The 22914-nt window shown below is 61.8% G+C and carries 20 protein-coding genes, 1 tRNA gene and 2 pseudogenes; 6 read left to right on the top strand and 17 right to left on the bottom strand.

The annotated features are described in order from the left end of the window. Positions 1-79 precede the first annotated feature (79 nt). The gene (gene proC, locus AC3Z8Y_RS20505; RefSeq protein WP_490087342.1) at positions 80-871 is read right to left on the bottom strand and encodes a pyrroline-5-carboxylate reductase; all 792 of its coding nucleotides are present in this window, start codon (positions 869-871) and stop codon (positions 80-82) included. A gap of 330 nt (positions 872-1201) precedes the next feature. On the opposite strand from proC, the gene AC3Z8Y_RS20500 reads away from it, so the two are divergent. Next, complete coding sequence (locus AC3Z8Y_RS20500; protein WP_490087341.1) at positions 1202-2515, top strand: MFS transporter; 1314 nt, start codon at positions 1202-1204, stop codon at positions 2513-2515. Positions 2516-2518: 3 nt separating this feature from the next. Here AC3Z8Y_RS20500 and hutH read toward each other — a convergent pair whose 3' ends face one another. The 8 genes from hutH to pilB form a co-directional block, all read right to left on the bottom strand. Further along, positions 2519-4051, bottom strand: coding sequence for a histidine ammonia-lyase (gene hutH, locus AC3Z8Y_RS20495; RefSeq protein WP_490087340.1), 1533 nt, complete (start codon positions 4049-4051; stop codon positions 2519-2521). A gap of 252 nt (positions 4052-4303) precedes the next feature. Further along, entirely contained in the window at positions 4304-5602 is a 1299-nt protein-coding gene (locus AC3Z8Y_RS20490) for an NAD(P)/FAD-dependent oxidoreductase (protein WP_490087339.1), read from the bottom strand. 302 nt (positions 5603-5904) lie between these two features. Beyond that, entirely contained in the window at positions 5905-6534 is a 630-nt protein-coding gene (locus tag AC3Z8Y_RS20485) for a DUF1780 domain-containing protein (RefSeq protein ID WP_181115610.1), read from the bottom strand. Between the two features lie 73 nt (positions 6535-6607). After that, positions 6608-6811, bottom strand: coding sequence for a DNA gyrase inhibitor YacG (gene yacG / locus AC3Z8Y_RS20480; protein WP_181115608.1), 204 nt, complete (start codon positions 6809-6811; stop codon positions 6608-6610). Continuing rightward, the gene (coaE, locus tag AC3Z8Y_RS20475) at positions 6808-7431 is read right to left on the bottom strand and encodes a dephospho-CoA kinase (RefSeq protein ID WP_490087338.1); all 624 of its coding nucleotides are present in this window, start codon (positions 7429-7431) and stop codon (positions 6808-6810) included. Before coaE ends, yacG begins: the two co-directional genes overlap by 4 nt. Then, the gene (locus AC3Z8Y_RS20470) at positions 7428-8303 is read right to left on the bottom strand and encodes a prepilin peptidase (protein WP_490087337.1); all 876 of its coding nucleotides are present in this window, start codon (positions 8301-8303) and stop codon (positions 7428-7430) included. Before AC3Z8Y_RS20470 ends, coaE begins: the two co-directional genes overlap by 4 nt. Then, the gene (locus tag AC3Z8Y_RS20465; RefSeq protein WP_490087336.1) at positions 8304-9530 is read right to left on the bottom strand and encodes a type II secretion system F family protein; all 1227 of its coding nucleotides are present in this window, start codon (positions 9528-9530) and stop codon (positions 8304-8306) included. Between the two features lie 3 nt (positions 9531-9533). Further along, positions 9534-11228 carry a type IV-A pilus assembly ATPase PilB gene (gene pilB / locus AC3Z8Y_RS20460; RefSeq protein ID WP_490087335.1) on the bottom strand — a complete coding sequence of 565 codons (1695 nt, stop codon included), beginning with the start codon at positions 11226-11228 and terminating at the stop codon, positions 9534-9536. A 226-nt stretch (positions 11229-11454) separates the two neighbouring features. Here pilB and AC3Z8Y_RS20455 point away from each other — a divergent pair, with 226 nt between their 5' ends. The 3 genes from AC3Z8Y_RS20455 (at position 11455) to AC3Z8Y_RS20445 (ending at position 12473) form a co-directional block, all read left to right on the top strand. Then, on the top strand, positions 11455-11853 hold the full coding sequence (locus AC3Z8Y_RS20455; protein WP_490087334.1) for a pilin: 399 nt from the start codon (positions 11455-11457) through the stop codon (positions 11851-11853). A gap of 61 nt (positions 11854-11914) precedes the next feature. Then, positions 11915-12331, top strand: a complete 417-nt coding sequence (locus tag AC3Z8Y_RS20450; protein ID WP_490087333.1) for a pilin — start codon at positions 11915-11917, stop codon at positions 12329-12331. Positions 12332-12397: 66 nt separating this feature from the next. After that, positions 12398-12473, top strand: a tRNA-Thr gene (locus AC3Z8Y_RS20445). Between the two features lie 40 nt (positions 12474-12513). Here the strand turns inward: AC3Z8Y_RS20445 and AC3Z8Y_RS20440 are convergent. From AC3Z8Y_RS20440 to AC3Z8Y_RS20415, 6 genes and pseudogenes are all read right to left on the bottom strand, one after another. Then, the gene (locus AC3Z8Y_RS20440; RefSeq protein ID WP_490087332.1) at positions 12514-13071 is read right to left on the bottom strand and encodes an arsinothricin resistance N-acetyltransferase ArsN1 family B; all 558 of its coding nucleotides are present in this window, start codon (positions 13069-13071) and stop codon (positions 12514-12516) included. A gap of 9 nt (positions 13072-13080) precedes the next feature. Beyond that, positions 13081-14370, bottom strand: a complete 1290-nt coding sequence (locus AC3Z8Y_RS20435; protein WP_490087331.1) for an arsenic transporter — start codon at positions 14368-14370, stop codon at positions 13081-13083. 79 nt (positions 14371-14449) lie between these two features. Then, on the bottom strand, positions 14450-15163 hold the full coding sequence (locus tag AC3Z8Y_RS20430; RefSeq protein WP_490090059.1) for a methyl-accepting chemotaxis protein: 714 nt from the start codon (positions 15161-15163) through the stop codon (positions 14450-14452). Positions 15164-15304: 141 nt separating this feature from the next. Then, a pseudogene (locus tag AC3Z8Y_RS20425) lies at positions 15305-15604 on the bottom strand (HAMP domain-containing protein); the annotation flags it as partial. Positions 15605-16150: 546 nt separating this feature from the next. Next, the gene (locus tag AC3Z8Y_RS20420) at positions 16151-16855 is read right to left on the bottom strand and encodes a methyl-accepting chemotaxis protein (RefSeq protein ID WP_490090058.1); all 705 of its coding nucleotides are present in this window, start codon (positions 16853-16855) and stop codon (positions 16151-16153) included. Between the two features lie 228 nt (positions 16856-17083). Further along, a pseudogene (locus AC3Z8Y_RS20415) lies at positions 17084-17272 on the bottom strand (methyl-accepting chemotaxis protein); the annotation flags it as partial. A 748-nt stretch (positions 17273-18020) separates the two neighbouring features. Between AC3Z8Y_RS20415 and AC3Z8Y_RS20410 the strand changes: the two are divergent. Continuing rightward, positions 18021-18797: an EAL domain-containing protein gene (locus tag AC3Z8Y_RS20410; RefSeq protein ID WP_490087330.1), complete on the top strand. Its 777-nt coding sequence runs from the start codon at positions 18021-18023 to the stop codon at positions 18795-18797. Between the two features lie 13 nt (positions 18798-18810). Here AC3Z8Y_RS20410 and AC3Z8Y_RS20405 read toward each other — a convergent pair whose 3' ends face one another. After that, positions 18811-19356 carry a cupin domain-containing protein gene (locus tag AC3Z8Y_RS20405; RefSeq protein WP_181115581.1) on the bottom strand — a complete coding sequence of 182 codons (546 nt, stop codon included), beginning with the start codon at positions 19354-19356 and terminating at the stop codon, positions 18811-18813. 41 nt (positions 19357-19397) lie between these two features. After that, positions 19398-20246 carry a carboxylating nicotinate-nucleotide diphosphorylase gene (gene nadC / locus AC3Z8Y_RS20400; RefSeq protein WP_490087329.1) on the bottom strand — a complete coding sequence of 283 codons (849 nt, stop codon included), beginning with the start codon at positions 20244-20246 and terminating at the stop codon, positions 19398-19400. Between the two features lie 360 nt (positions 20247-20606). Between nadC and AC3Z8Y_RS20395 the strand changes: the two genes are divergently transcribed. Then, positions 20607-22835: a DUF1631 domain-containing protein gene (locus tag AC3Z8Y_RS20395; protein ID WP_490087328.1), complete on the top strand. Its 2229-nt coding sequence runs from the start codon at positions 20607-20609 to the stop codon at positions 22833-22835. Positions 22836-22914: the final 79 nt, after the last annotated feature.

Here is a 22914-nt window from a genome sequence, read left to right as displayed (position 1 = left end):
AATAATGATTTCTGCGGATTTGTCCGAGGCTTTCGCACGCCAATCGGGCGATTGGCGCGGCTATCGAACCGAACCTGGGTCATTCGCCCCGTGATAGCGCCTGCGCCCGTGCGGCAGCAGCGGTAGCGGCCTGCTGAACCAGTGAGCGCAGGGCGCCGCCGGCCTCGAAAACGTCAATGGCGGCAGCGGTAGTGCCATTGGGTGAGGTAACCGCTTGGCGCAGGGCGGCCAGGTCGGCATCGGGCTGGCGTTGCAGGGTGGCAGCGCCGAAGGCCGTGTCCACCGCCAGGCGTTTGGCCAGTTCGGCATCCAGCCCCAGGGCCACGCCTGCCGCAGCCAGGGCTTCACTGAACAGGTGGTAATACGCCGGGCCGCTGCCGCTCAGGGCGGTCACGGCGTCCAATTGATGCTCCTGATCTACCCACCAGGCGCTACCCACGGCCTGGAACAGCTGGCTGACCAGGGCCCGTTTCGCTTCCGGCAGCCCTGGCTCGGCAAACAGCCCGGTACAGCCGGCGCCCAACAATACTGGCGTATTGGGCATTGCCCGCACCAGATCGCAGCTATTGCCTGCAGCGCTACGCAATGTAGGCAGCGTGACCCCGGCCGCTACCGATACTACGACCGAGCCGTTGAGCAAGTGCTTGGGCAGCGCGCTCAGCACACCGCCGGCCAAGGCAGGTTTGACGGCCAGGATGATGCAGTCGACCGATATGTCGCCCAGCTGGGCTGCGTTGCTCACAACCACGGCCTGCTTGCTGGCGGGCAGGCTGGGGTCAACGGCGTACACATGGCTGGCCAGGCCAGTTGCCAGCCACGCTTCACCCATCGCACTACCCATGCGGCCATAGCCCAAAAACAACACGTTCATTGCTGATCTCCAGCGGCCTGTAGCCGATTTTTTATCAGCCTATAAGTAAATACCGATGAGGTGCAACCCGGTTGCTCAAGTAGATTTCTACTTAATCAATTCAGCATTAGTGGGCTAATTTGGTGCTCTACAGGGCTAAATCGTGAATTAACGACTTACAACAGTGCATAACCCCATAAAGTGGGGTTATTTTAAAAATATTTTCAGGACTATCGTCCCAGCCTCTTGCAGGGCCTATAAACGGATGAATACCATCGGCGCCCTCGGGTGCAACTGGACCAAAGGGATGGGTTGCGCCTCGGGTATTACTAATAACAATTGGAGTGCTCCATGGCCTTACCCAATTCGACAGCCGCCCCTGCGGGCGGAGGGCGTGCATTGATCGCCAGCCTTACAGGCAGCTCGATCGAATGGTTTGACTACTTTCTGTACGGCACTGCGGCCGCCTTGGTGTTTAACAAGCTATTTTTCCCGAGCTTCGAGCCTGTCGTCGCGCTGCTGCTGTCATACCTCACGTTCTCACTTACATTCTTTATTCGGCCTATTGGCGGAGTCGTATTCGCCCATATCGGCGATCGGATTGGCCGCAAGAAAACCCTGGTGCTCACGCTCTCGCTCATGGGCGGGGCCACCGTAGCGATCGGCCTGCTCCCTACGTATTCAGCCATCGGTATTGCGGCACCTATTCTGCTGGTCACGCTTCGGGTGATTCAGGGCCTTGGCATCGGCGGCGAGTGGGGCGGGGCGCTGTTGCTGGCTTACGAATATGCGCCAGCGCACCGCAAGGGTTTGTTTGGTAGCATTCCGCAGGTGGGGGTAACCATCGGCATGCTGCTGGCGACCCTGGCGGTCAGCCTGATGGCGCTGTTGCCCGAAGAGGATTTTCTGAGCTGGGGCTGGCGCGTGCCGTTTCTGCTGAGTGCGGGCCTGGTGTTTCTTGGCCTGTGGATTCGCTCGGGCATCGGCGAAACCCCCGATTTCGAAGCTGCGAAGGCCACTGGCAATGTCGCCAAAATGCCTATCGTCGAAACCCTGCGCAATCACTGGCGTGAAGTACTGATCGCCGCTGGTTTGAAGGTGGTGGAAACTGCGCCGTTCTATATCTTTTCGACGTTCGTGGTCAGTTACGCCACTGGCAACCTGGGCTACAGCAAGGTGGATGCGCTGCATGCGGTAATGTGCGCGGCGGTGGTGGCCTCCATGATGATTCCAGTCATGGGCTGGCTGTCCGATAAGGTGGGCCGCCGTACGGTGTATACGCTGGGGATTGTGCTGAGCGCCGCCTTCATCTACCCGTATTTCATGCTGCTCGACACCCGTAGCGTGTGGGGCATCACTACTGCCACCGTCATCGCCCTCGGGTTGCTGTGGGCGCCCATCACTGCGGTATTGGGTACCTTGTCTTCGGAAATCTTCAGCACCCGTGTGCGCTATACGGGCATCACGCTCGGCTATCAGCTCGGTGCCGCGCTGGCCGGCGGCACGGCGCCGCTGATCGCCACCTGGCTGCTGGGCAAATACCAAGGGGCCTGGCAACCGGTCGCGATTTACCTGCTGGTGACTGCGGCGATCTCGCTGATTGCCGTGATGTCGGTGCGTAAACGCAGGGCCGAGCCGGCCGCGGTGCGCGTGCCGGCCCGGTAAACGTCAGGCGTTATACAACCGCCCCACTGGCATCCACTCTTCGAAAGCGCCGCCTTCGACCCAGGCTCGGGCGCAGGCGATGTCGGGAGCAAAGTAGCGGTCTTCGTGGTAGTGATCCACTTTCGAGCGGATCAACTCCATCACGGCCGCTAGCTGGGGCGAGGTTTTCAGGGGGGCCAGCAAGTCGATGCCTTGGGCTGCGCCAAGCAGCTCGATGGCCACCACCGCGCTGCTATTGCCGGCCATGTCCTGCAATCGGCGGGCGGCGAAGGTGGCCATGGACACGTGGTCTTCCTGGTTCGCGGAGGTAGGCAGGCTGTCCACCGAGGCCGGGTGAGCCAGGGTCTTGTTCTCCGACGCCAGCGCCGCAGCGGTCACCTGAGCGATCATGAAGCCGGAATTCAGGCCACCTTCTTTCACCAGGAATGCTGGCAGCCCGGAGAGTGCAGGGTCTACCAATTGAGCGGTGCGGCGCTCCGACAGTGCGCCGATCTCCGAGATGGCCAGCGCCAGAACGTCCGCCGCCATGGCTACGGGCTCGGCGTGGAAGTTGCCGCCCGACAGCACATCGCCGTCTGCGCTGAACACCAGGGGGTTATCGGACACCGCGTTTGCTTCGCGCAGGAATACGCTTGCGGCGAAGCGCATGTGGTCCAGGCAAGCGCCCATCACCTGGGGCTGGCAGCGCAACGAGTACGGGTCCTGCACACGCGGGCAATCCCGATGGGATTCCCGGATTTCGCTGCTCGCCAGTAATTCCCGGTAAAACACGGCCACGTCGATCTGCCCGGGCTGGCCGCGTACGGCCTGAATGCGCGGGTCGAACGGCACGTCCGAACCTCTGAGCGCTTCAACGGTGAGGCTCCCGGCCACCACCGCCGCGCTGAACAGCCGCTCTGCCGCGAACAAACCACGCAGTGCCAAGGCCGTGGAAACCTGTGTTCCGTTGATCAGGGCCAGGCCTTCCTTGGGGCCAAGCTCCAGCGGTTGCAGGCCGGCAATGGTCAGGCCTTCGGTGGCGTCCATTTCGCGGCCTTCATGGCGTACCCGGCCCACGCCGATCAGAACAGCCGCCAGGTGGGCCAACGGCGCAAGGTCCCCGGAGGCACCTACCGAGCCTTGGGAAGGCACGCAGGGGTAAACCTGTGCGTTATACAGTGCGCTCAGCCCTTCGATCACCTGCCAGCGCACGCCCGAAAAGCCCCGCGCCAGCGAAGCGACCTTCAACGCCAGTATCAGGCCAACAGTTGCATCGTCCAGCAGTGGGCCGGTACCGGTGCAGTGGCTGAGCAGCAGATTGCGCTGCAGCTTGGCCAAGGATTCTTCCGCGATAGACGTGCGCGCCAACAGCCCAAACCCTGTATTGATGCCATACACCGTGCGCTTGCTGGCGATGATACGGGTAACCGTCGCCGCCGCTTCGTCCACGGTTGCCCGGGCGCCCGGATCAAGCTCGAAAGGAACCCGGAAGTGGTAGATGGAGCGCAGTTGAGCAAGGTCGAACGAGCCGGGCTGGATGGTCAGGGGCGCAGGCATGGAGAAGTATCCTGGTACGTGGGCAATGCCTGTTATCTAAACCTGTATATACAGGTATGGCAAGCGGCATTTTTCCAGTGGATATCTCGAAGCATAGGAGCCGGCGAAGCCGGCTCTCATGGAACAGAGTTGTTCCCAGTGCCACAGCGGACCTTGTGGGAAGCAACAGTCTTGAGCTGTATTCTCAAGGCCTTATTCGCGAGCTCCGCCTTCGGCTCCGCCCTGCTCCCACAGGGTTAGAGGCGTCCTATCTCAGTGCAGCTTTAGCCGTGGCTCGGTGCCGCGCCCCAGGCGGCTGCCCAGCATGGACATGGCGGTACGGAACGGGCCATACAGCGCCATCTGGTGCATGCGGTATAGCGACACGTAGAACATCCGCGCCAGCCAGCCTTCCAGCATCACGCTGCCGGTCAGGTTGCCCATCAGGTTGCCCACTGCCGAGAAGCGGCTGAGGGAAATGAGCGAACCGTAGTCGGTGTAGCGGTATTCGGGCAGGGTGCCGCCTTCGAGCCGAGCCTTGAGCGATTTAACCAGCAGCGAGGCTTGCTGGTGCGCGGCCTGGGCCCGTGGCGGCACGTTACGGTCGCTGCCGGGCTGCGGGCAGGCGGCGCAGTCACCGAAGGCGAAGATGTTGTCATCCAGGGTGGTTTGCAGGGTAGGGCGCACCTGCAGTTGGTTGATGCGGTTGGTTTCCAGGCCGCCGAGGTTTTCCAGGAAGGCCGGGGCACGAATACCTGCCGCCCACACCTTAAGCCGCGCCGGAATCACCTTGCCGTCGGTGGTGTGCAGGCTGTCGGCGGTCACCTCGCTTACGGCGGCACCGGTGAGCACCGTTACGCCCAGCTTCTCGAGGGTGCGGTGCACCGGCGTGCTGATCCGCTCAGGCAAGGCCGGCAATACCCGCGGGCCCGCCTCGATGACCGTGATGCGCATGTTTTCCGGGCGAATACGGCCCAGGCCATAGGCAGCCAGCTCGTGGGCGGCATGGTGCAGTTCGGCGGCGAGCTCCACCCCAGTGGCGCCAGCGCCGACGATGGCCACGGTGATTTCTTCCTGGTGCGAGCCTTCCTGCGCGTGGGCCCGCAGGTAGGCGTTCAGCAGCTGCTGGTGGAAGCGCTCGGCCTGCTTGCGGGTGTCCAGGAACAGGCAATGCTCGGCCGCGCCCTTGGTGCCGAAATCGTTGGTAGTGCTGCCCACGGCGATCACCAGCGTGTCGTAGGCCAGTTCACGCTCCGGCACCAGTTCGGTGCCGCTGTCGTCGAGCGTAGCGGCCAAGGTAATCCGCTGGTTGGGGCGGTCCAGCCCACTCATACGGCCCAATTGGAACTCGAAGTGGTTCCACTTGGCCTGGGCGAGGTAATTGAGCTCGTCGCCGGACGAGTTCAAGGAGCCCGCCGCCACTTCGTGCAGCAGGGGCTTCCAGATGTGCGTCAGGTTGGCGTCCACCAGGGTGATGCTGGCCTTGCCGCGTTTGCCCAGGGTTTTACCCAGGCGGGTCGCCAGTTCCAGGCCGCCGGCGCCGCCGCCAACGATCACGATGCGATGTTTCATGGAGGTATCTCGTAAGGTTGAAAAATCCGTGCTCCCTGGCCGCGGCTGGCGGCGAGGGCAACTGGACGGGGCGAGCGCAAGGCAGCTTCGAGCGCCCATCCAGGCTGAGGCAGGGTTCAGGTTGCGCGAATAGACCGCGGCGCTGGGCAAAATGTTGCACGCAGCGAGCTGGCATTTTTCCAGGGCTGGAAGAGGAGGGCAGCGGTGCGGTAAGGCGAGGGGCGGGCATTCGACAGGCCGGCAGGTGTACGCAATGCGCTAGTTTTAACACTGTCCCGGGCGCGGCGCCATGGGCGCGGTTGTCACAGGGTTATCCCCACGTCGAACAGAATGCTCCGGCCCAGGTTCGCCCGCAGAAAGTCGGGCGCATCCGGGTGAGCGAACAGTACCCGCGCAAAGTTCGGGCCCACCAGCGACAACGACCGCCAGCCCTGGCGCAGGTACTCCGTGGGCGGGGGGAAATGGCTGTTGAGGTTGAGCACGTCGCGCTTGAGGCTGGCGAAGGCGATCATGTCCAGCTCGCCCAGGTCCAGGCCACGTTCCAGGTAGTTGTGGGCTTTCTTGCGCAAGGTAGGCCCCAGCCGCGTCAGCAGCTCCGGGGCGCGGATGCGTTTGGGCCGAGCTTCCCGGCGTACCAGCTGGCTGAGGGAGAAGGCGCTGCGGCGGCGTTGCAACTCCTCGCGCCACTCATCATTGAGGCGACGGCCTTCGTCCAGCACGAAGAACACTTCGAAGTTGGCATCCCGAAACAGCACGTCCGGCGGCTCCTGGCCTACCGGCAGGAACTCCTCCGTGCTGTAGGCGATATTCAGGCCCTGCAGCAGCCGCTGGCACACCCAACGCTCGCGCTCCCACTTGCGCGCATTGGAAAGCAGCGCGTTCGCTTCTTCGGCCTGGGTGGTCAACAGGCGCAGGTAGTCGGAATCGTCCATGGCCTTGCCTCATGTGCGGCTTGGGCTATTCGTAACAGCCATGGCGAAGGACGACAAGCCCTGAACAGCAGGCTTAGTGATGGCTGGGCGGCAAATCGCCTGAAAACAGCTCATCCTCGGATTCTTCGCGGCCGGCAATCTTGTGCTCTTCGGACGCCCAGGCGCCCAGGTCGATCAGCTTGCAGCGGTCCGAACAGAAGGGCCGGTTGGGGGAGGCACTGCTCCATTCCACAGGGGCCCCACAGGTGGGGCAGTTGACGAGGGTGGGTTGGGTCATGAATGCATTCCAGCTATAGACAAGTAAACAAGGTGCAGGCGGTCTACCTCCGCCTGGAGGTGTTCGAGGGTATTGTCGTTGAGGATCACGTCATCGGCCAAGGCCCGGCGATCCTCCCGGGTGGCCTGGGCGGCCAGTATGGCGTCGATCTGCGCCTGGCTGCTGCCGTCCCGGCGTAAGGTTCGTGCGACCTGAAGCTCCCGCGGGGCGTCGATCACCAGCAGGCGGTTGGCCAGGCGGTACTGCCCCGACTCGATCATCAACGGTGAAACGAATACCGCGTACGGCGACTTCGCCGCCTGCAGGCGCTCGGCAATTTCCGTGGCAATCAACGGGTGCAGCAGCTTTTCTACCCACAGGCGCTCGTCGGTACTTTCGAAGATGCGCTTGCGCAGCTCGGCACGGTGCAGGGTGCCATCCGCCTGCAGAATGCCCTCGCCGAAGTGTTCCGCCAACGCCGCCAGCGCCGGCCGGCCGGGTTCCACCACCCAACGTGAGGCCTGGTCGGCGTCTACCACTTCCAGCCCCAGCTGGGCGAAGCGGTCCGCCACCGCGCTTTTGCCGCTGCCAATGCCGCCGGTAAGGCCCAGCACCCAAGGGTGCGATTTGCTTGCGCTCACTGGCCGAACCCCGCGAACTGAAGATAGGACGTGGTTATTTCATCACCCCAGATCAGCGCGATCCAGCCGGCAACCGCCAGGTAGGGACCGAAAGGGATGGGCGTGGCATGGCTGGCCCCACGCGCGCGCAGCATGAGCGTGCCCAGCACTGCGCCGACGGCACTGGAAAGCAGTATGGTCAGTGGCAGCACTTGCCAGCCACCCCAGGCGCCGATCAGCGACAGCAGCTTGAAGTCCCCGTAGCCCATGCCTTCCTTGCCGGTAAGCAGGCGGAATACCCAGAACACCAACCACAGGCTGAGGTAGCCGGCCACGGCGCCCCACAGCGCATCCGCCAGCGGCACGAACAGCCCAAGGGCATTCACGATCAACCCCAGCCACAATAAGGGTAGTACGAGGGCATCGGGCAGCAGTTGATGGTCTACGTCGATCATGCTCATCGCCAGCAAGCCCCACGTGAGCAGCAACATGGCCGCCGCCTGCCAGGTAGCGCCGAAGTGCCAGGCGATAAAGGCGGACAGCAGCCCGCACGCCAGCTCTACCAGCGGGTAACGGCGTGGGATGTGTGCCTGGCAGCCGGCGCAACGCCCGCGCAGCCAGAGGTAACTCACGATGGGGATGTTTTCCACAGCGCTGATGCGATGGCCACACTGCGGGCAGGCCGAGCGCGGCACCATCAAGTTATACACAGGGCCCGGTGTTTCCTCCGGCAACTTCAAGTACTCGCGGGCCTGCTTGCGCCAGTCGGCGTTCATCATGATAGGCAAGCGGTGAATCACCACATTGAGGAAACTTCCCACCAGCAGGCCCAACAACAGCGCGCAGAGGGAGGTGGCCAGCGGTGAGCTGGCCAGAAGGTCGAAAGCAGGCATTTAAACGACAGAACCAAGCTGGAAGATGGGAAGGTACATGGCCACAACCAGCCCGCCGACGAGTACGCCGAGCACAGCCATGATCATGGGTTCCATGAGGGTGGTGAGGTTATCGACGGCGTTATCCACCTCGCCTTCGAAATAACTGGCAACCTTGTCCAGCATGCCGTCCAGCGCGCCAGACTCTTCACCGATGGACGTCATCTGGATTGCCATGCTGGGGAACGCTCCGGTGTTTCGCATCGAGACATTGAGTTGCATGCCCGTGGAAACATCCTGGCGGATTTGATAAACCGCGCGCTTGAACACCACGTTGCCCGTGGCACCTGCGACAGAATCCAGTGCTTCAACCAAGGGTACGCCCGCTGCGAACGTAGTCGATAGGGTGCGAGCGAAGCGGGCCACTGACGATTTGTAGAGAATGCCGCCCACGATAGGAATCTTCAAAAGGAACTTGTCCACACCATCGCGGAACCGCTGGTTGGTTTTATGCAAACGGCGGAACACGTATATCACCCCGACGATACCCGCCAGGACGATATACCACCACGCCTGCAAGGCTTCGGAAAGGTTGATGACCATCTGCGTAAACGCAGGGAGTTCAGCCCCGAACCCCTCAAATACACTTTTGAACTGCGGGACTACCTTTATCAGCAGGATCGCCGAAACCACACAGGCAACTACCAGAACGGCGATAGGGTAGGTCATCGCTTTCTTGATCTTGGCCTTCAATGCCTCGGTCTTTTCCTTGTAGGTCGCCACCCGGTCCAGCAGCGTTTCCAGCGCACCGGCCTGTTCACCGGCATTTACCAGGTTGCAATACAGGTCGTCGAAGTATTCGGGCTTGCGCCGCAGAGAGTTGGCGAAACTGTTACCTGCCGCAACTTCCTGCTTCAGTTCGTCTACCAGCTTCTTCATGTTGGGGTTATCCACCCCCTCGATGATGATGTCGAAGGACTGCAGCATGGGCACGCCGGCGCGCATCATCGTCGCCATTTGGCGGGTGAAGAAAGCAATGTCCAGCGGTTTGATCTTCTTCCCTTTGCCGAACAGTGACGTTGCTTGTTTTTTAACCTTGCCGGGATTGATGCCCTGGCGCCGCAGTTGCGCTTTCACCAGCGCAACGTTGGCCGCGGACATCTGCCCACTGACCTTGGCGCCCTTGCGATCGACACCCTGCCAGCTGAATACGGACGGCTTGATTGGCTTTACTGCTTTCACGGCCATGGCTTAGTCCTTGGTCACCCGGTTGACTTCTTCCAGGCTGGTTACACCTTGCATGACCTTGGCCAAACCGGACTGGCGCAGGTCGCTGAAGCCTTCTGCCCGCATTTGCACGGCGATATCAATGGAGTTCGCAGCTTCCATGATCAGCCGTTGCAGCGCCGGAGTGTTTTTCACCACCTCGTAGATACCCTGGCGACCCCGATAACCGTTGTTGCACTGGTCACAGCCTTTGGGCTCATACACCTTGAAGGTGCCGATGCTCTCAGGCGGGAAGCCTTCCTCGATCAATACGTCACGGGGGATGTCCGCCTCTTGCTTGCAGTGCGGGCACAACTTGCGCGCCAGCCGCTGGGCGATGATCAGGTTCACCGACGTGGCAATGTTGAAGCCCGCCACACCCATGTTCTGCAAGCGGGTCAGGGTTTCCGCTGCGCTGTTGGTGTGCAGGGTAGACAGTACAAGGTGGCCGGTTTGCGCCGCCTTGATGGCAATTTCGGCGGTTTCCAGGTCGCGGATTTCCCCCACCATGATCACGTCAGGGTCTTGCCGGAGGAACGAACGCAGCGCCGAGGCGAAGTCCATCCCCTGCCGCGGGTTCACGTTTACCTGGTTGATGCCTTCCATGTTGATTTCCACCGGGTCCTCGGCCGTGGAAATATTGATGTCCACGGTATTGAGGATGTTAAGGCCGGTGTACAGCGACACGGTTTTACCCGAACCCGTGGGCCCGGTTACCAGGATCATTCCCTGGGGCTGGCTGAGCGCGTCCAGGTACAACTGCTTCTGATTTTCCTCATAGCCCAACGCGTCGATACCCAGCTGGGCGCTGGTGGGGTCGAGGATACGCATCACGATCTTCTCGCCCCACAGGGTGGGCAAGGTGTTTACCCGGAAGTCGATGGCCTTGCTCTTGGAAATGCGCATCTTGATGCGCCCGTCCTGGGGCTTGCGACGCTCGGAAATGTCCAGGCTGGCCATCACCTTCAAACGCGCGGCAATCCGCCCAGCCAGGCTGATAGGGGGCCGGGCAATCTCGCGCAGCATGCCGTCGGTACGGAAGCGCACCCGGTAGGCCCGTTCGTAGGGCTCGAAGTGGAGGTCGGACGAGCCGCTGCGGATCGCGTCCAGTAGCATCTTGTTCACGAAGCGCACCACCGGCGCGTCGTCGGCGTCCCCGCCCGGCGCATCGTCGCGCTTGTCATCGGTGGATTCGATATCCAGGCCGTCGAGGTCCACATCGCCTAAGTCCTCAAGCCCTGTGTTGCTCTCGAAGAAGCGGTCGATGGCGTCGCTGAGCTTGTCGTCCTCTACCAGAATGGCTTCTGCGTTCAGCCCGGTGTTGAACTGGATGTCCGTGATGGCTTGCTGGTTGGTAGGGTCCGACAGGGCGATAAACAGCTTGTTGCCCCGGCGCCACAGCGGCAAGGCGCGATGCTGGCGTACCAGCCGCTCGTTGACCACGCCTTGTGGGAACGCGTCCTTGTCGATGGTGGAAATATCCAGCACCGCCATGCCGAACTGGTCCGCCGCCAGCTCCGCGATGTCCCGCCCACGCACCAGCTTCGTTTGCACGAGGTAATGCACCAGCGGGATCTTGTTGCGTTGGGCCTGCTGGAACGCCTGCTGGGCGTTTTTCTCGTTCAACAGTTCTGCAACGACCAACTGCTTGGCCAGGCCGGTCAGGGCGATGTCATTCATGGGTAGCCAGACTCCTTCGGTCGCTCGTTTATAGCCTAGTCCACCTGCGGGTGCCAAATGATTGGGGCAAAGTGACAAAAAACGTCAGTTAGCGACGAAGCCGAGGTGCGGGCAAAATGATGGCCAATGCCGGTGGTGCGCCGGAAACGTTGCCCTCTGGCGCTTGGCATGGCGGTTGCTCCGTGGGTTTCAGGTCACAAGGCCTTCTCGCATTAGGAGAACGAGTATGAAGAATCAGAAGGGTTTTACCCTTATCGAATTGATGATCGTGGTTGCGATCATCGGTATTTTGGCGGCGATTGCGATTCCCGCTTATTCGAAGTATCAAGCGCGGGCTAAGACTGCTGCGGGGCTGGCCGAGGTATCTGCTTTGAAAACCAACTATGAGGATGCGCTGAGCACCAATACTGCTATTTCGGCAACCTCGCTTGGTATTTCGGCCAACGCTACGGCTAACTGTGTGTTTGATTTCGCGACAGCCAATACCCTGAAGTGCACCCTGCAGAACGCGCCTACCGCCGTTGCTGGGGGCGTTATCATTTTGACCCGTGATGCGACCACTGGCTGGAGCTGTTCTACAACCGGTATCTCTAGCGCGGACTACAAACCAAAAGGCTGCAGCTGATTAGCTATGTGACGTTCAAGGCCCTTTCCCGGGCCTTGATTCTTTTACAGGGAGCGCAGCCGTGAAAGGCGCAAAAGGCTTTACCCTGATCGAGCTGATGGTCGTGGTAGCAATAATCGGCATACTCGCGGCGATTGCAATTCCCGCTTACACCTCTTACCAAGCCCGAGCCAAGGTGCTCGCGGGCGTGGCGGAAACGTCTGCGCTGAAAGCAGGTTTTCAGGACCGTCTCGAGTCAGGCAGCAATGTAACCGCCCCAGGCGAGATCGGTGGCCAGGCGTCGACCGGAACCTGCAGCACTATTGCAGCGAACGGTACGGCTTCCACAGGTCTTGGCACTATTGTCTGCACCATCACCAATGCTCCCGCATCGGTGGATGGCCAAACCATCACCTGGACACGGGACGCTACGCCGGCCTGGACCTGCGCTACCACCGCCCCAGCCGCCTACGCCCCAAAATCCTGCCCAGGCGCCTGAAAAAGTCAGCGGCTACAAGGGCTTGCCCGTGCGCCCGAGCGGTGATAGCGTACACACCCGAAACACGCCGGTGTAGCTCAGTCGGTAGAGCAGCGCACTCGTAACGCGAAGGTCGCAGGTTCGATTCCTGTCTCCGGCACCATCTCCCCCGCGGTCTCGCCCGCAATCGCAACGCCCAATCTTCATCCCACCACCAGCTCCGCAAACGCAGTCACCTCGCCCGGCGGCGTAGCCCCATTCAACGCCTTGCGCCAATACCCCACGTCATGCCATTTGCCGTGCTTGAACCCGACTTCCGGGTAGGTGCCGATGTGCACGAACCCCAGCGCTTCATGCAGCCCGATGCTCCCAGCATTCGGCAAGGCAATACCCGCATAGGCCGAATGAAACCCCTGGCGTTCCAACAAAGGCAGCAAGCGCTGGTAGAGGGCACGGCCTATGCCTTTACGTTGGGCGTTTGACGCAACGTACACGGTGACATCCACAGACCACCGATAAGCGAGCCTCGCCCGGTGCGCGCTGGCATAGGCATACCCCATCACCTGGCCATCCTGTTCGGCAACCAGGTACGGAAACATCGGCAGCGTAGCCGTGATCCGCTGCGCGATCTCTTCGACAGAGGGCGGCGCCAGTTCAAAGGAAATCGCCGTGTGTTCCACCACGGGCGCATAAATCGCCTGGATGGCCGCAGCGTCTGAAGGGGTGGCTACACGGGTCTGGCAGTTGATGGGCGTTTTCATCGCTTGCTCTCAGGGGTGAACGCTCAACCGCAGCGCCAGCGCAGCCAGGGTTACCAGCAGAATGGGGAGGGTAAGTACGCTGCCCACCTTGAAGTAGTAACCCCAGGTAATGCGGATTTCCTTCTTCGCCAGCACGTGAAGCCACAGCAACGTTGCCAGGCTGCCGATCGGCGTGATCTTGGGGCCGAGATCGCAGCCGATGACGTTGGCGTACACCATGGCCTGATGCACCGCGCCGGTTGCATGGCTACCCTGAATCGAAAGGGCGCCGATCAGTACGCTGGGCAGGTTGTTCATTACCGAGGACAGCAGCGCGGCGATCATGCCGGTGCCCAGCGTGGCCGCCCATAACCCCTGTTTGCCCAGCGCGTCGAGCACTGTGGCAAGGGCGTCGGTAAGGCCGGCGTTGCGCAGCCCGTACACCACCAGGTACATGCCCAGCGAAAACACCACAATGTGCCAGGGCGCGTGCCTGATCACCTTGCGGGTGGAAATGCGGTGCCCTTTGCCGGCAATCAACAGCAGGATCACCGCACACACTGCGGCCACCGCACTCACGGGCACACCGAGCGGCTCCAGTGCGAACAGGCCCAATAGCAATAGCGCCAGTACCCACCAGCCGGCCACGAATGTGGCGCGGTCATGGATAGCTTCGGCAGGTTTGCGTAATTCTTCCGACGCGTACCGGGCCGGGATGTCCTTTCGATAGAACACCCACAACATCAGCAAAGTGGCCGCGACGCTCACCACGTTCACTGGCCACATCACGGAGGCGTATTCGCCGAACCCGACCTTGAAGAAGTCCGCCGACACGATGTTCACCAGGTTGGACACCACCATGGGCAGGCTTGCCGTGTCCGAGATAAACCCCGCCGCCATCACGAACGCCAGCGTAGCCGCCGGGCTGAAGCGCAGCGCGGTGAGCATGGCGATCACGATAGGGGTAAGGATCAGCGCGGCGCCATCGTTGGCGAATATCGCGGACACCGCCGCGCCGAGCAGCACCATCAGCGCGAACAAACGGCTGCCGTTGCCCCGGCCCCAGCGGGCCACGTGCAAGGCAATCCACTCGAAGAAACCCGCTTCATCCAACAACAGGCTGATGACAATGATCGCGATAAACGTGGCCGTCGCATTCCACACCACATGCCACACCGCCGGCACATCGCCCAGGCTCACCACCCCTGTCACCAGCGCCAGCACAGCGCCCCCCGCCGCGCTCCAACCTACCCCCAGGCCCTTGGGCTGCCAGATCACCAGCACCAAGGTGAACACAAAAATCGCTACGGCAATCAGCATTGTCAAACCTCAGCAACAGGACGTCTGGCGAACGGGGCGGCTTTACATCGAGGCAGTCTGGGGGAAATGCCGCTCCGCCTCAAACCTCAAATCGCCCGATCGACGCCTGCATGGCCGCAGCCGCCGCGTTCAGCTGCGCGGCCGTTTCCTGCAGCAGGTGCATCGAAGCGCTATAGCTGCGGGAGCGCTCGGCGATCGCGGTCACCCGGCGCGCCATCTCATCGCTGGCCAGGCTTTGCTCGCTGATGGTGCTGGAAATGTCTACAACGCGCTCGGCGGCGTTATGGGCGCCGTTTCGTATCTCGTTGATGGACACACCCGCTTCCTGTGCCAGGGCAACGCCTTCGTCCACGCGGGCCACGCAGGCCTGCATGTTGGTGGCCGCGTCGCGCGCGCTGCCGCGCAGGCGTTCGATCATGGCGGTGATTTCTTGCGTAGACTTGGACGTGCGCGCCGCCAGCCCCCGTACTTCATCCGCGACTACGGCAAAGCCTCGCCCTGCTTCCCCTGCGCGGGCGGCCTCGATCGCGGCGTTGAGCGCCAGCAGGTTGGTTTGCTCGGCGATGCTTTTGATCACCTGAATGATCGAATGGATCTCCTCGGAGGAGGCGTCCAGCGAGACGATGCTGCTGGACGACTGGCTGACCACCTCGGCGATGCGCGTCATGCTCCCCACTACCCCGAGAATGACCTGGCCGCCGCTGCTGGCCAGGTTCTCCGATTGCGCGGAAAGGCCACGGGCAGTGTCGGCATGGTCCGCCACCTGGGTAATGTTCGCCATCATCTGTTCCATGCTGGCCGCTACGCTGGTGGCGTTGTCGGCCTGTTCGTCCGCGCTGGCCACCACGTCTTCCGCCGTTTGCCCCAGCTGGCGCGAAGCCGCCAGCAGGGCCTGGCTTTCATGGCGTACGGTGCCGATCATGTCCCGCAAGCTGCTCTGCATCTCTGCAATGGCCTGCACGAGGTCGCCCATTTCGTCCTGGCTGGTATGGCGTGGCGGCGCCTGCCTCAGGTCGCCGCCGGCGATGGCTTTGGCGGAAGTGATAATACCGGCCAGCGGGCGCAGTACGCCGCTGAGTACCTGGCGGCAGAGAAACCCCAGCGCTACCACGATGATCACCAGGCATAGCGCCAGCCACCGTGCTGCGGCCAGCAGGGTGGCGGTCTGTCGCTCACTGCTTGCGCTGGCGTTGGCCTCTATCAAGTCGCTGAGTTTTTCATTGCTGGCTTCCATCGCCTCGAACGCCTCTTTGAACGCAGGGCGAAGTGGCTGAGCGCGTGCGGGGTCCGAAACCGCCACGTCGATCAATGCGCTGGCGCTCTGGATATAGCGGTCAGCCTGTGCGGGCAATGATTGAAGCGCGGTGGACAGTTCAGTCGGGAGGGGTGCCTGAGCATTGGCACGGGTGGAATCGCGCATGCTTTGCGCATGTTCGCTAAAGGCTTCGCGTACCGCTGCGGCGCCTTGGTTATCCCCAGGCGCGGTGAGCAGCGCGGCCAGTACGTCGCCGCGGATGGCGTCATGCATCATGTCCGCCTGCATGTGCTGCCGTATCGCCAGAAGGCTGGTTTCGTTCTCCTTGAGCGCGGCCACGATCTGCTGATAGCACAGCGTACCGATCACCCACAGCAACACTACCGAGAACAAGGTGATCAAGCCTGAAGCGATGATCTTCGTACGGATCTTCACGCGTGCCAGCCCCCGATTTACTGCATGTGGGGGAAGTCTAGCCGCCCCGCCCGCCGCCGCCAGCCATCGCGGCGGCGGAGCCGGCCGGAATCAATTGCCCAGGCGAGCCGTGAGGGCGTTCAGTTGCCCGGACAAGTCATGCAGCCGCCCACTGGCGCTTTCGGTATCCTGCACGCTTCGCTGGTTGGCCACGGCGATGGTCGTGATCTCGGTGAGGTTGCGCGAAATGTCTTCGGCCACCGCGGTCTGCTCTTCGGCAGCCGTAGCAATCTGCTGGTTCATGCCGCGGATCGCTTCGATGGCGGTGGTAATACGCTGCAACATCGCGCCGGTCTTGTTCACGTGTTCCACGCTTTGCTCGCTGCGCTGTTTGCCGCTCTCGATGGCCCGCGCCGCATCAGTGGTGCCCAATTGCACGGCATCGATGATCTGATTGATCTCGCTGATCGAAGAGGACGTCCGTTGCGCCAGGCTGCGTACTTCGTCCGCCACGACCGCGAAGCCGCGCCCGGCTTCCCCGGCGCGCGCCGCTTCGATCGCCGCGTTCAGCGCCAACAGGTTGGTTTGCTCAGCGATACCGCGAATCACCTCAAGCACCTTGCCCACCCGCCCGCTGTCGTTTTCCAGCTTGCGGATCACCGACGCCGTGGTTTCGATTTCCACCCGCATATGGTCGATCGCCTCGATGGTTGCCTGCATCACCTCGCCGCCCTGGTGAGCAGAGTGGTCGGCATCTTCTGCGGCGCGCGCGGCTTCCTGCGCATGGTGGGCCACTTCCTGGGCGGTGGCGGACATCTCGTGCATGGCCGTGGCGACCTGGTCGGTACGGGTGAACTGCTCATCGGTGCCGGCTGCCATCTGGCGGGCGATCTGGTGAAGGGCGGAGCTGGCGCCGTCAAGCTCGCTGGCGTTGCGCTTGAGCCGGGTGAACGTTTCGTCGAGGAAATCGCGCAGGGTATTGGCGGCTATCGCCAGCTGGCCCAATTCATCCTCACGGTCGTTATGAACACGTTCCGCGAATTTGCCTTTGCTCAGGTCAGCCACGTACGCAATCAGCCGGGTCACCGGCGCTACCAGCCGACGGGTCACCAGCCACAGGCTCAGGCAGGCGACCAATAGCGTGGAAACAACAAGAATTGATAGACCAAGCCAGAGGATTTGCTCGGCCCGGGCACTGATGACAGTGGCCTGGGTACGGGCATCCCTGCTCATGTCTTCTGCCAGTTGGCTGAGCTGATCGGTGAGTGCCCGGTCGATCCCTTGCACGGCGCGGTCGCCGGCTACGGGGTCGGCGCCAGTGGCAACAAACGCATCGCGGCCCTTGCTGTAGGCCGCCAACAGCGCCTGGTGGCCGTCGCGCACCTGGGTGGCGCGCTGCTTCAATGCTGCCGGCATAGCGGGTTCGGCGATCAGCTCGGCGAGCAACCCCTGAACGGCCCGGTGCCGTTCCTCGAACTGCCCCCAGTACTTGGCCAGGTCCGCCGGTTGCTTGCCGCGCAGCAGTACGTTTTTCCATTCCTGCACCTGCACCTTGAACTGCAGGTTGGTTTCTTCCACCAGCTGGGCGGCCCGCACGGGGCCATCCACCAGCGCACGATAATCCTGTACGGCGTGAGCCAGGAATTGGAAACAGCCCAACGCAATCAATAGGATCGCTAACAGGCTGCTGCCAATCAGCAGCAACATTTGGGCCTTCAGGGAGGTCTTCAAAGACATGGTAGGTTCTCGCGCGGAGCATGGGTCAGTTTTGTGATATCGGACCCTCCTTGTCCCTCGCTATCCACATCGGCCACAGGCTGTTTCGCTTTAATGCGATGGCCCCCGCCTGTCGGCCGGGATGCAAGAAGTCGCGGCGGCGGCCGAGAAAGCTGAACGCAGGCGGGCAAGCTTTTAGCGCCCTAGGGGCTCGCCAAGATGATGCCTAAGTGACACTATTGAATGATTGTATCTGGAGGAACATATGGCCAGGCCCCTGTTTGAGCAGCCTTTCGTGCCGGTCGGGTGTGCACAGTGTCGTGCGCTCGAAAAGCTTGATTTCGAGTTCACCATGGCGTTTCAGCCTATTGTCGACGTCCCCCGGGGCATCCCGTTTGCCTACGAAGCCCTGGTTCGTGGCGTGCGTGGCGAAGGCGCAGGGCAAATATTGGCGCAAGTGAATGACACTAACCTTTATCGGTTTGACCAGGCGTGTCGGGTCAAGGCGATCGAGCAGGCTGCCAGCTTGCGCCTGCAGGATTTGCCTGATTGCAAGCTGAGTATCAATTTCTTCCCCAACGCCGTGTACCGCCCGGAAACCTGCATCCGCGCCACGGTCGAGGCTTCCCGCCAGTTCGGCTTCCCGTTGAACCGGTTGATGTTCGAGGTGATGGAAGGTGAGCGGGTGGAGGAGCCTGAGCACCTGAAGGGGATTTTTGCCGAGTACGAACGGCAGGGCTTTACCACGGCCATCGACGACTTTGGGTCGGGGTACTCTGGCCTGAACCTGCTGGCGACTTTCCAGCCGCACGTCATCAAGCTGGACATGGTGCTCACTCGCAGCATCGATACCGACGTGGTTCGGCAGGCCATCGTTGCGGGGATCATCCTCGCGGCGGCCAAGCTGAACATCCGGATCGTGGCCGAAGGCGTGGAAACCGAAGCCGAGCGCGACACCTTGCTCGGCCTGGGTATCGAATTGATGCAGGGTTACCTGTTCGCGAGGCCGGAGATCGGCCGGTTGCCGCTGGCCAATTTCTGACCTGCGGCGGCGTTCAGAAGTTGGCCGGGGTATTGGCGCTGATGATCTCGGCTTCGTCCGGCCCGATGTTCTTGAAGCTGTGCGGCAGGGTGGTAGGGAAGTAATAACCATCCCCCGGCTGCAGAATGCTCACCTCGCCATTGATGGTGAGTTCGATGGTGCCTCGCGTCACCAGCCCGCATTCCTCCCCCTCGGGGTGAACGATGGGCTCGCCGCTGTCTGCGCCAGGCGCGTACAGCTCGCGCAGCATGCGCATTTCCCGATTTTTCACGGTTGCCCCCACCAGCAGTAGGCGTACGCCGTGGCGGCCGAGGTCTGGCTGGGTAGCTGCACGGAAAATGTGCGGGTTTTCCACAGGCACTTCATCGGCCGTGAAAAAGTCCGCCAGCGACATGGGAATGCCTTCGAGCAGCTTTTTTAGCGAGCTCACCGAAGGGCTGACGCGGTTCTGTTCGATCAGCGAAATCGTGGCGTTGGTAACGCCGCTGCGCCGGGCCAGTTCTCGCTGGGAGAGCTGGTGGCGTTCACGCACCATTTTCAGTCGTGGCCCGATGTCCATAGCACCCTTATCGATGGGAAAGAAAATGCGGCCGGGGCCGCTTACAGGCTCAGGCGCATCGACAGGTCGACCGCCTTCACATCCTTGGTGAGGGTACCGATGGAGATGTAATCCACCCCCGTTTCCGCTACCTCACGCAACGTGCTGTCGTTGATGCCACCGCTGGCTTCGAGTTTGGCTTTGCCTGCGACAAGGCGCACGGCCTCGCGCATGTCGGCCAGGCTCAGTTCGTCGAGCATGATGATGTCTGCACCGCCAGCCAATGCCTGGTTCAGCTCATCGAGGCTTTCTACCTCCACCTCCACTGGCTTGCCTGGGGCGATGCCATGGGCGGCCGTAATGGCAGCAGCAATACCGCCACAGGCTGCAATGTGGTTTTCTTTGATGAGGAAAGCATCATAGAGGCCGATACGGTGGTTATCACAGCCGCCGCAAGTGATGGCGTATTTTTGCGCCAGGCGCAACCCGGGCAGGGTTTTGCGTGTATCGAGCAGGCGCACCTGCGTGTGAGCGACCTGATCGGCATAGTGCCGCGCGCGCGTGGCCACGCCAGACAGCAATTGAAGGAAGTTCAGCGCCGAGCGCTCGCCGGTCAGCAACGAGCGGGCTGGGCCTTCTACACTGAACAGCACCTGGCCGGGCAGGGCGCGGTCTCCATCGACCACTTGCCAGTGCACCGCAACGCGCGGGTCCAGTTGGCGAAACACCGCATCGACCCAGGCCGTGCCGGCCACTGTACAGGCTTCACGGGTGATCACACTGGCACGCGCCAGCCGCTCGGCCGGAATCAACTGCGCAGTGATGTCGCCGGCACCTACGTCTTCAAGCAGTGCGCGCCGCACATTGGCTTCGATTTCCGCAACCAGGTCAGCGATCCGTACGTTCGGCATGAAACACTCCGGGGGCAAATTCGGGGGCGATTATAGGGCAGTGACTTGCTGCTGCGTACCCCGCAAGCAGGCGGACCGGCAATTTGGTTTTTTTAGGAGGTGGCTGGGAGCTTTTCCCATTCAGCGCGGTCTATGCGTCATTCAGCCATTGGTGAATCAGCGCCCTCTTCGGCATTCGGGATCTGGTTCACAATGCAGCACGTCTAGTAATTGACGTCACAACTTTGGCGATTCATGCTCGTGGTAGCTAAGTTCGGCAGGCTTCTTTCTTCACAGCCTTGCTGCAATGGGTCTGCCAGGGGCAGTGCATTGGACAATTTTGTATATCGAGTGCCCGACCTTTCTTACCAGGAGCCCGCCATGCCCACAGATGGCAAAGTGGTACCCCTCAAGGTACCTGCCGACCAGGCGGCGGTGACCCCTCTTGCCCGCTTGCCGGTCGTGCTGTTGCAGGTGCGCGATAAAGCCGCGCAGCAACTCAAGGACGGCCTGCAGGCGTTGTTCGATAACGCGGATGACACCTTGTTCGAGATGGCTGACAAGGCTCAGAACAATGTGGACCAGAACACCTTTTTCGAAGCCATGCGTGACCTTCGTCTCAAGCGCAAGAATATTGAGCGCGGGTTTCTGGAAAAATTCTATGAATCGTTCGTGCGCATCGGCCAGTACGAAGTAGGGGACATGCCTTCCCCTACGGTGGCCTATGACAAGCTGGCGCTGGTCCCCCATGACGAACTCGAGCGCACGGTGGCGCTGGACGCCATGGTGGGCAAGGTACTGGCCCGCGATGGCCTGGCCCTCGGCCAGCTCACTACTCGCCTGAATACGCTGGTGCCCCGCAAGCTGACCGACGACAGCAACCCGTTGGGCCCTGCCATGTTGTGTGACTTTTTTCTGCAGGCCGGGCGCAGCCTGGGCGTGGAAATAAAGGTCAAGCTGATCATTCTCAAGCTGTTCGACAAGTATGTGCTCAGCGACACTGATCATCTCTACGCCGACGCCAACCAGTTGCTGATCGCCACGGGTATTCTTCCAGAGCTGAAGGCCGCGCCTAGCCGCCGGGCCGAAGACCGCCCTGCCAGCGCCCGAAAGCGGGAGGCGGAGGCATCGCCCCACGCTCCAGTTGGCCGTCAGCCCGCGCAAACCCAGGCGCCTCTGGATGAAAGCGTTCGGGAGGTGTTCTCTGCCCTTCAGGACCTGCTGCACGCCGTACGCGGCAGCGTCGCTCCCAAGCTCGATACCCCGGTAGAGGCGCAGCCCATCTCCACCAACGACCTGCTTCGCCTGCTGTCGCACTTGCAGCAATACGTACCCACCCACCCAACCAGCCACGAAGACTACGACCTTCGCTACCAGTTGGAGCAGTTGCTCACGCGGGTAAGCGTAAAAAGCGGCAAGTTCCGCGTAGTTGGGGGCGTGGATGAGGACGTCATCAACCTGGTGGCAATGCTGTTCGAGTTCATTCTGGACGACCGTAACTTGCCGGATTCGCTCAAAGCGCTGATCGGCCGTTTGCAGATCCCCATGCTCAAGGTCGCGGTGCTCGACAAAAGCTTCTTCAGCCGTGGTGCTCATCCGGCAAGGCGCTTGTTGAACGAGATCGCCAGTGCCGCCATGGGCTGGAGCACTCGGGATGAATCCCAGCGCGATGCGCTGCATGCCCGCATCGAACAGATTGTGCAGCGCCTGCTCAACGACTTCGTGGACGACCCGGCGCTGTTCTCCGAACTGCTGGTGGACTTCCTCGCGTTTACGGGCGAGGAGCGCCGCCGTAGCGAATTGCTGGAACAGCGCACCCGCGATGCCGAGGAAGGCAGGGCGAGGGCTGAAATGGCCCGGATGCAGGTGCAGTACGAATTGAACCGCCGGCTGATGGGCAAGACTTTGCCACAGATGGTGGTGCGCTTGCTGGAGGAGGCCTGGAGCAAATTCCTGTTGCTGACCTGGCTCAAGCACGGCGCAGGCTCGGAAGAGTGGAAAGCCGGCCTGGCGACCATGGACCAGCTGATCTGGAGCGTGGCACCGCACGACGACCCCCAAAGCCGCCTCCGCTTGCTGGAACTGGTACCGGGGCTGCTCAAGTCCCTGCGTGAAGGCCTTACCAGTTCGGCGTTCGACCCCTTTGCCACCAGCCAGTTTTTCAGCCAGCTCGAAAGCCTCCATGTACAGGCATTCCAGCGTGAGACGCTCGGCGCCAGCCTGCCGGACCCGGCCAACGATCCGTCCATGGTGCAAGTGGTGGACGAGATCGTGTTGGGGGGCAGTGAGCCATCCGCCCCTCGGGAGGCTGACACGCAAGTAGACGAGGGCGATCCGGCGCTGCAGCAGGTAGACGCCCTGCGGCCCGGCATATGGGTAGAACTGGAAGAGGAAGACGATGCCCGCTTGCGCTGCAAGCTCACGGCAATCATCGAAAGCACGGGCAAGTACGTGTTCGTCAACCGCACCGGTATGAAAGTACTGGAAAAGACCCGCATGGGGCTGGCGCTGGAGTTCCAGCAAGGCCGCATACGCGTGCTCGATGACAACCTGCTTTTCGACCGCGCCCTGGATGCCGTGGTAGGGAAGCTGCGCCAGCTGAAAAGTTGACGCCCCGGCTGGCCGGCGCGCTGCGTTCGTTGCCCGAACAGGGCATACTGCGCGCCTGAACCAAGCCCCTGCAAGGAAC

This window comes from Pseudomonas sp. 3MAES_34.3B, from assembly GCF_058145875.1.
Note: the sequence above shows the minus strand (reverse complement) of the source record. Positions and strands in the feature narration are given on the sequence as shown.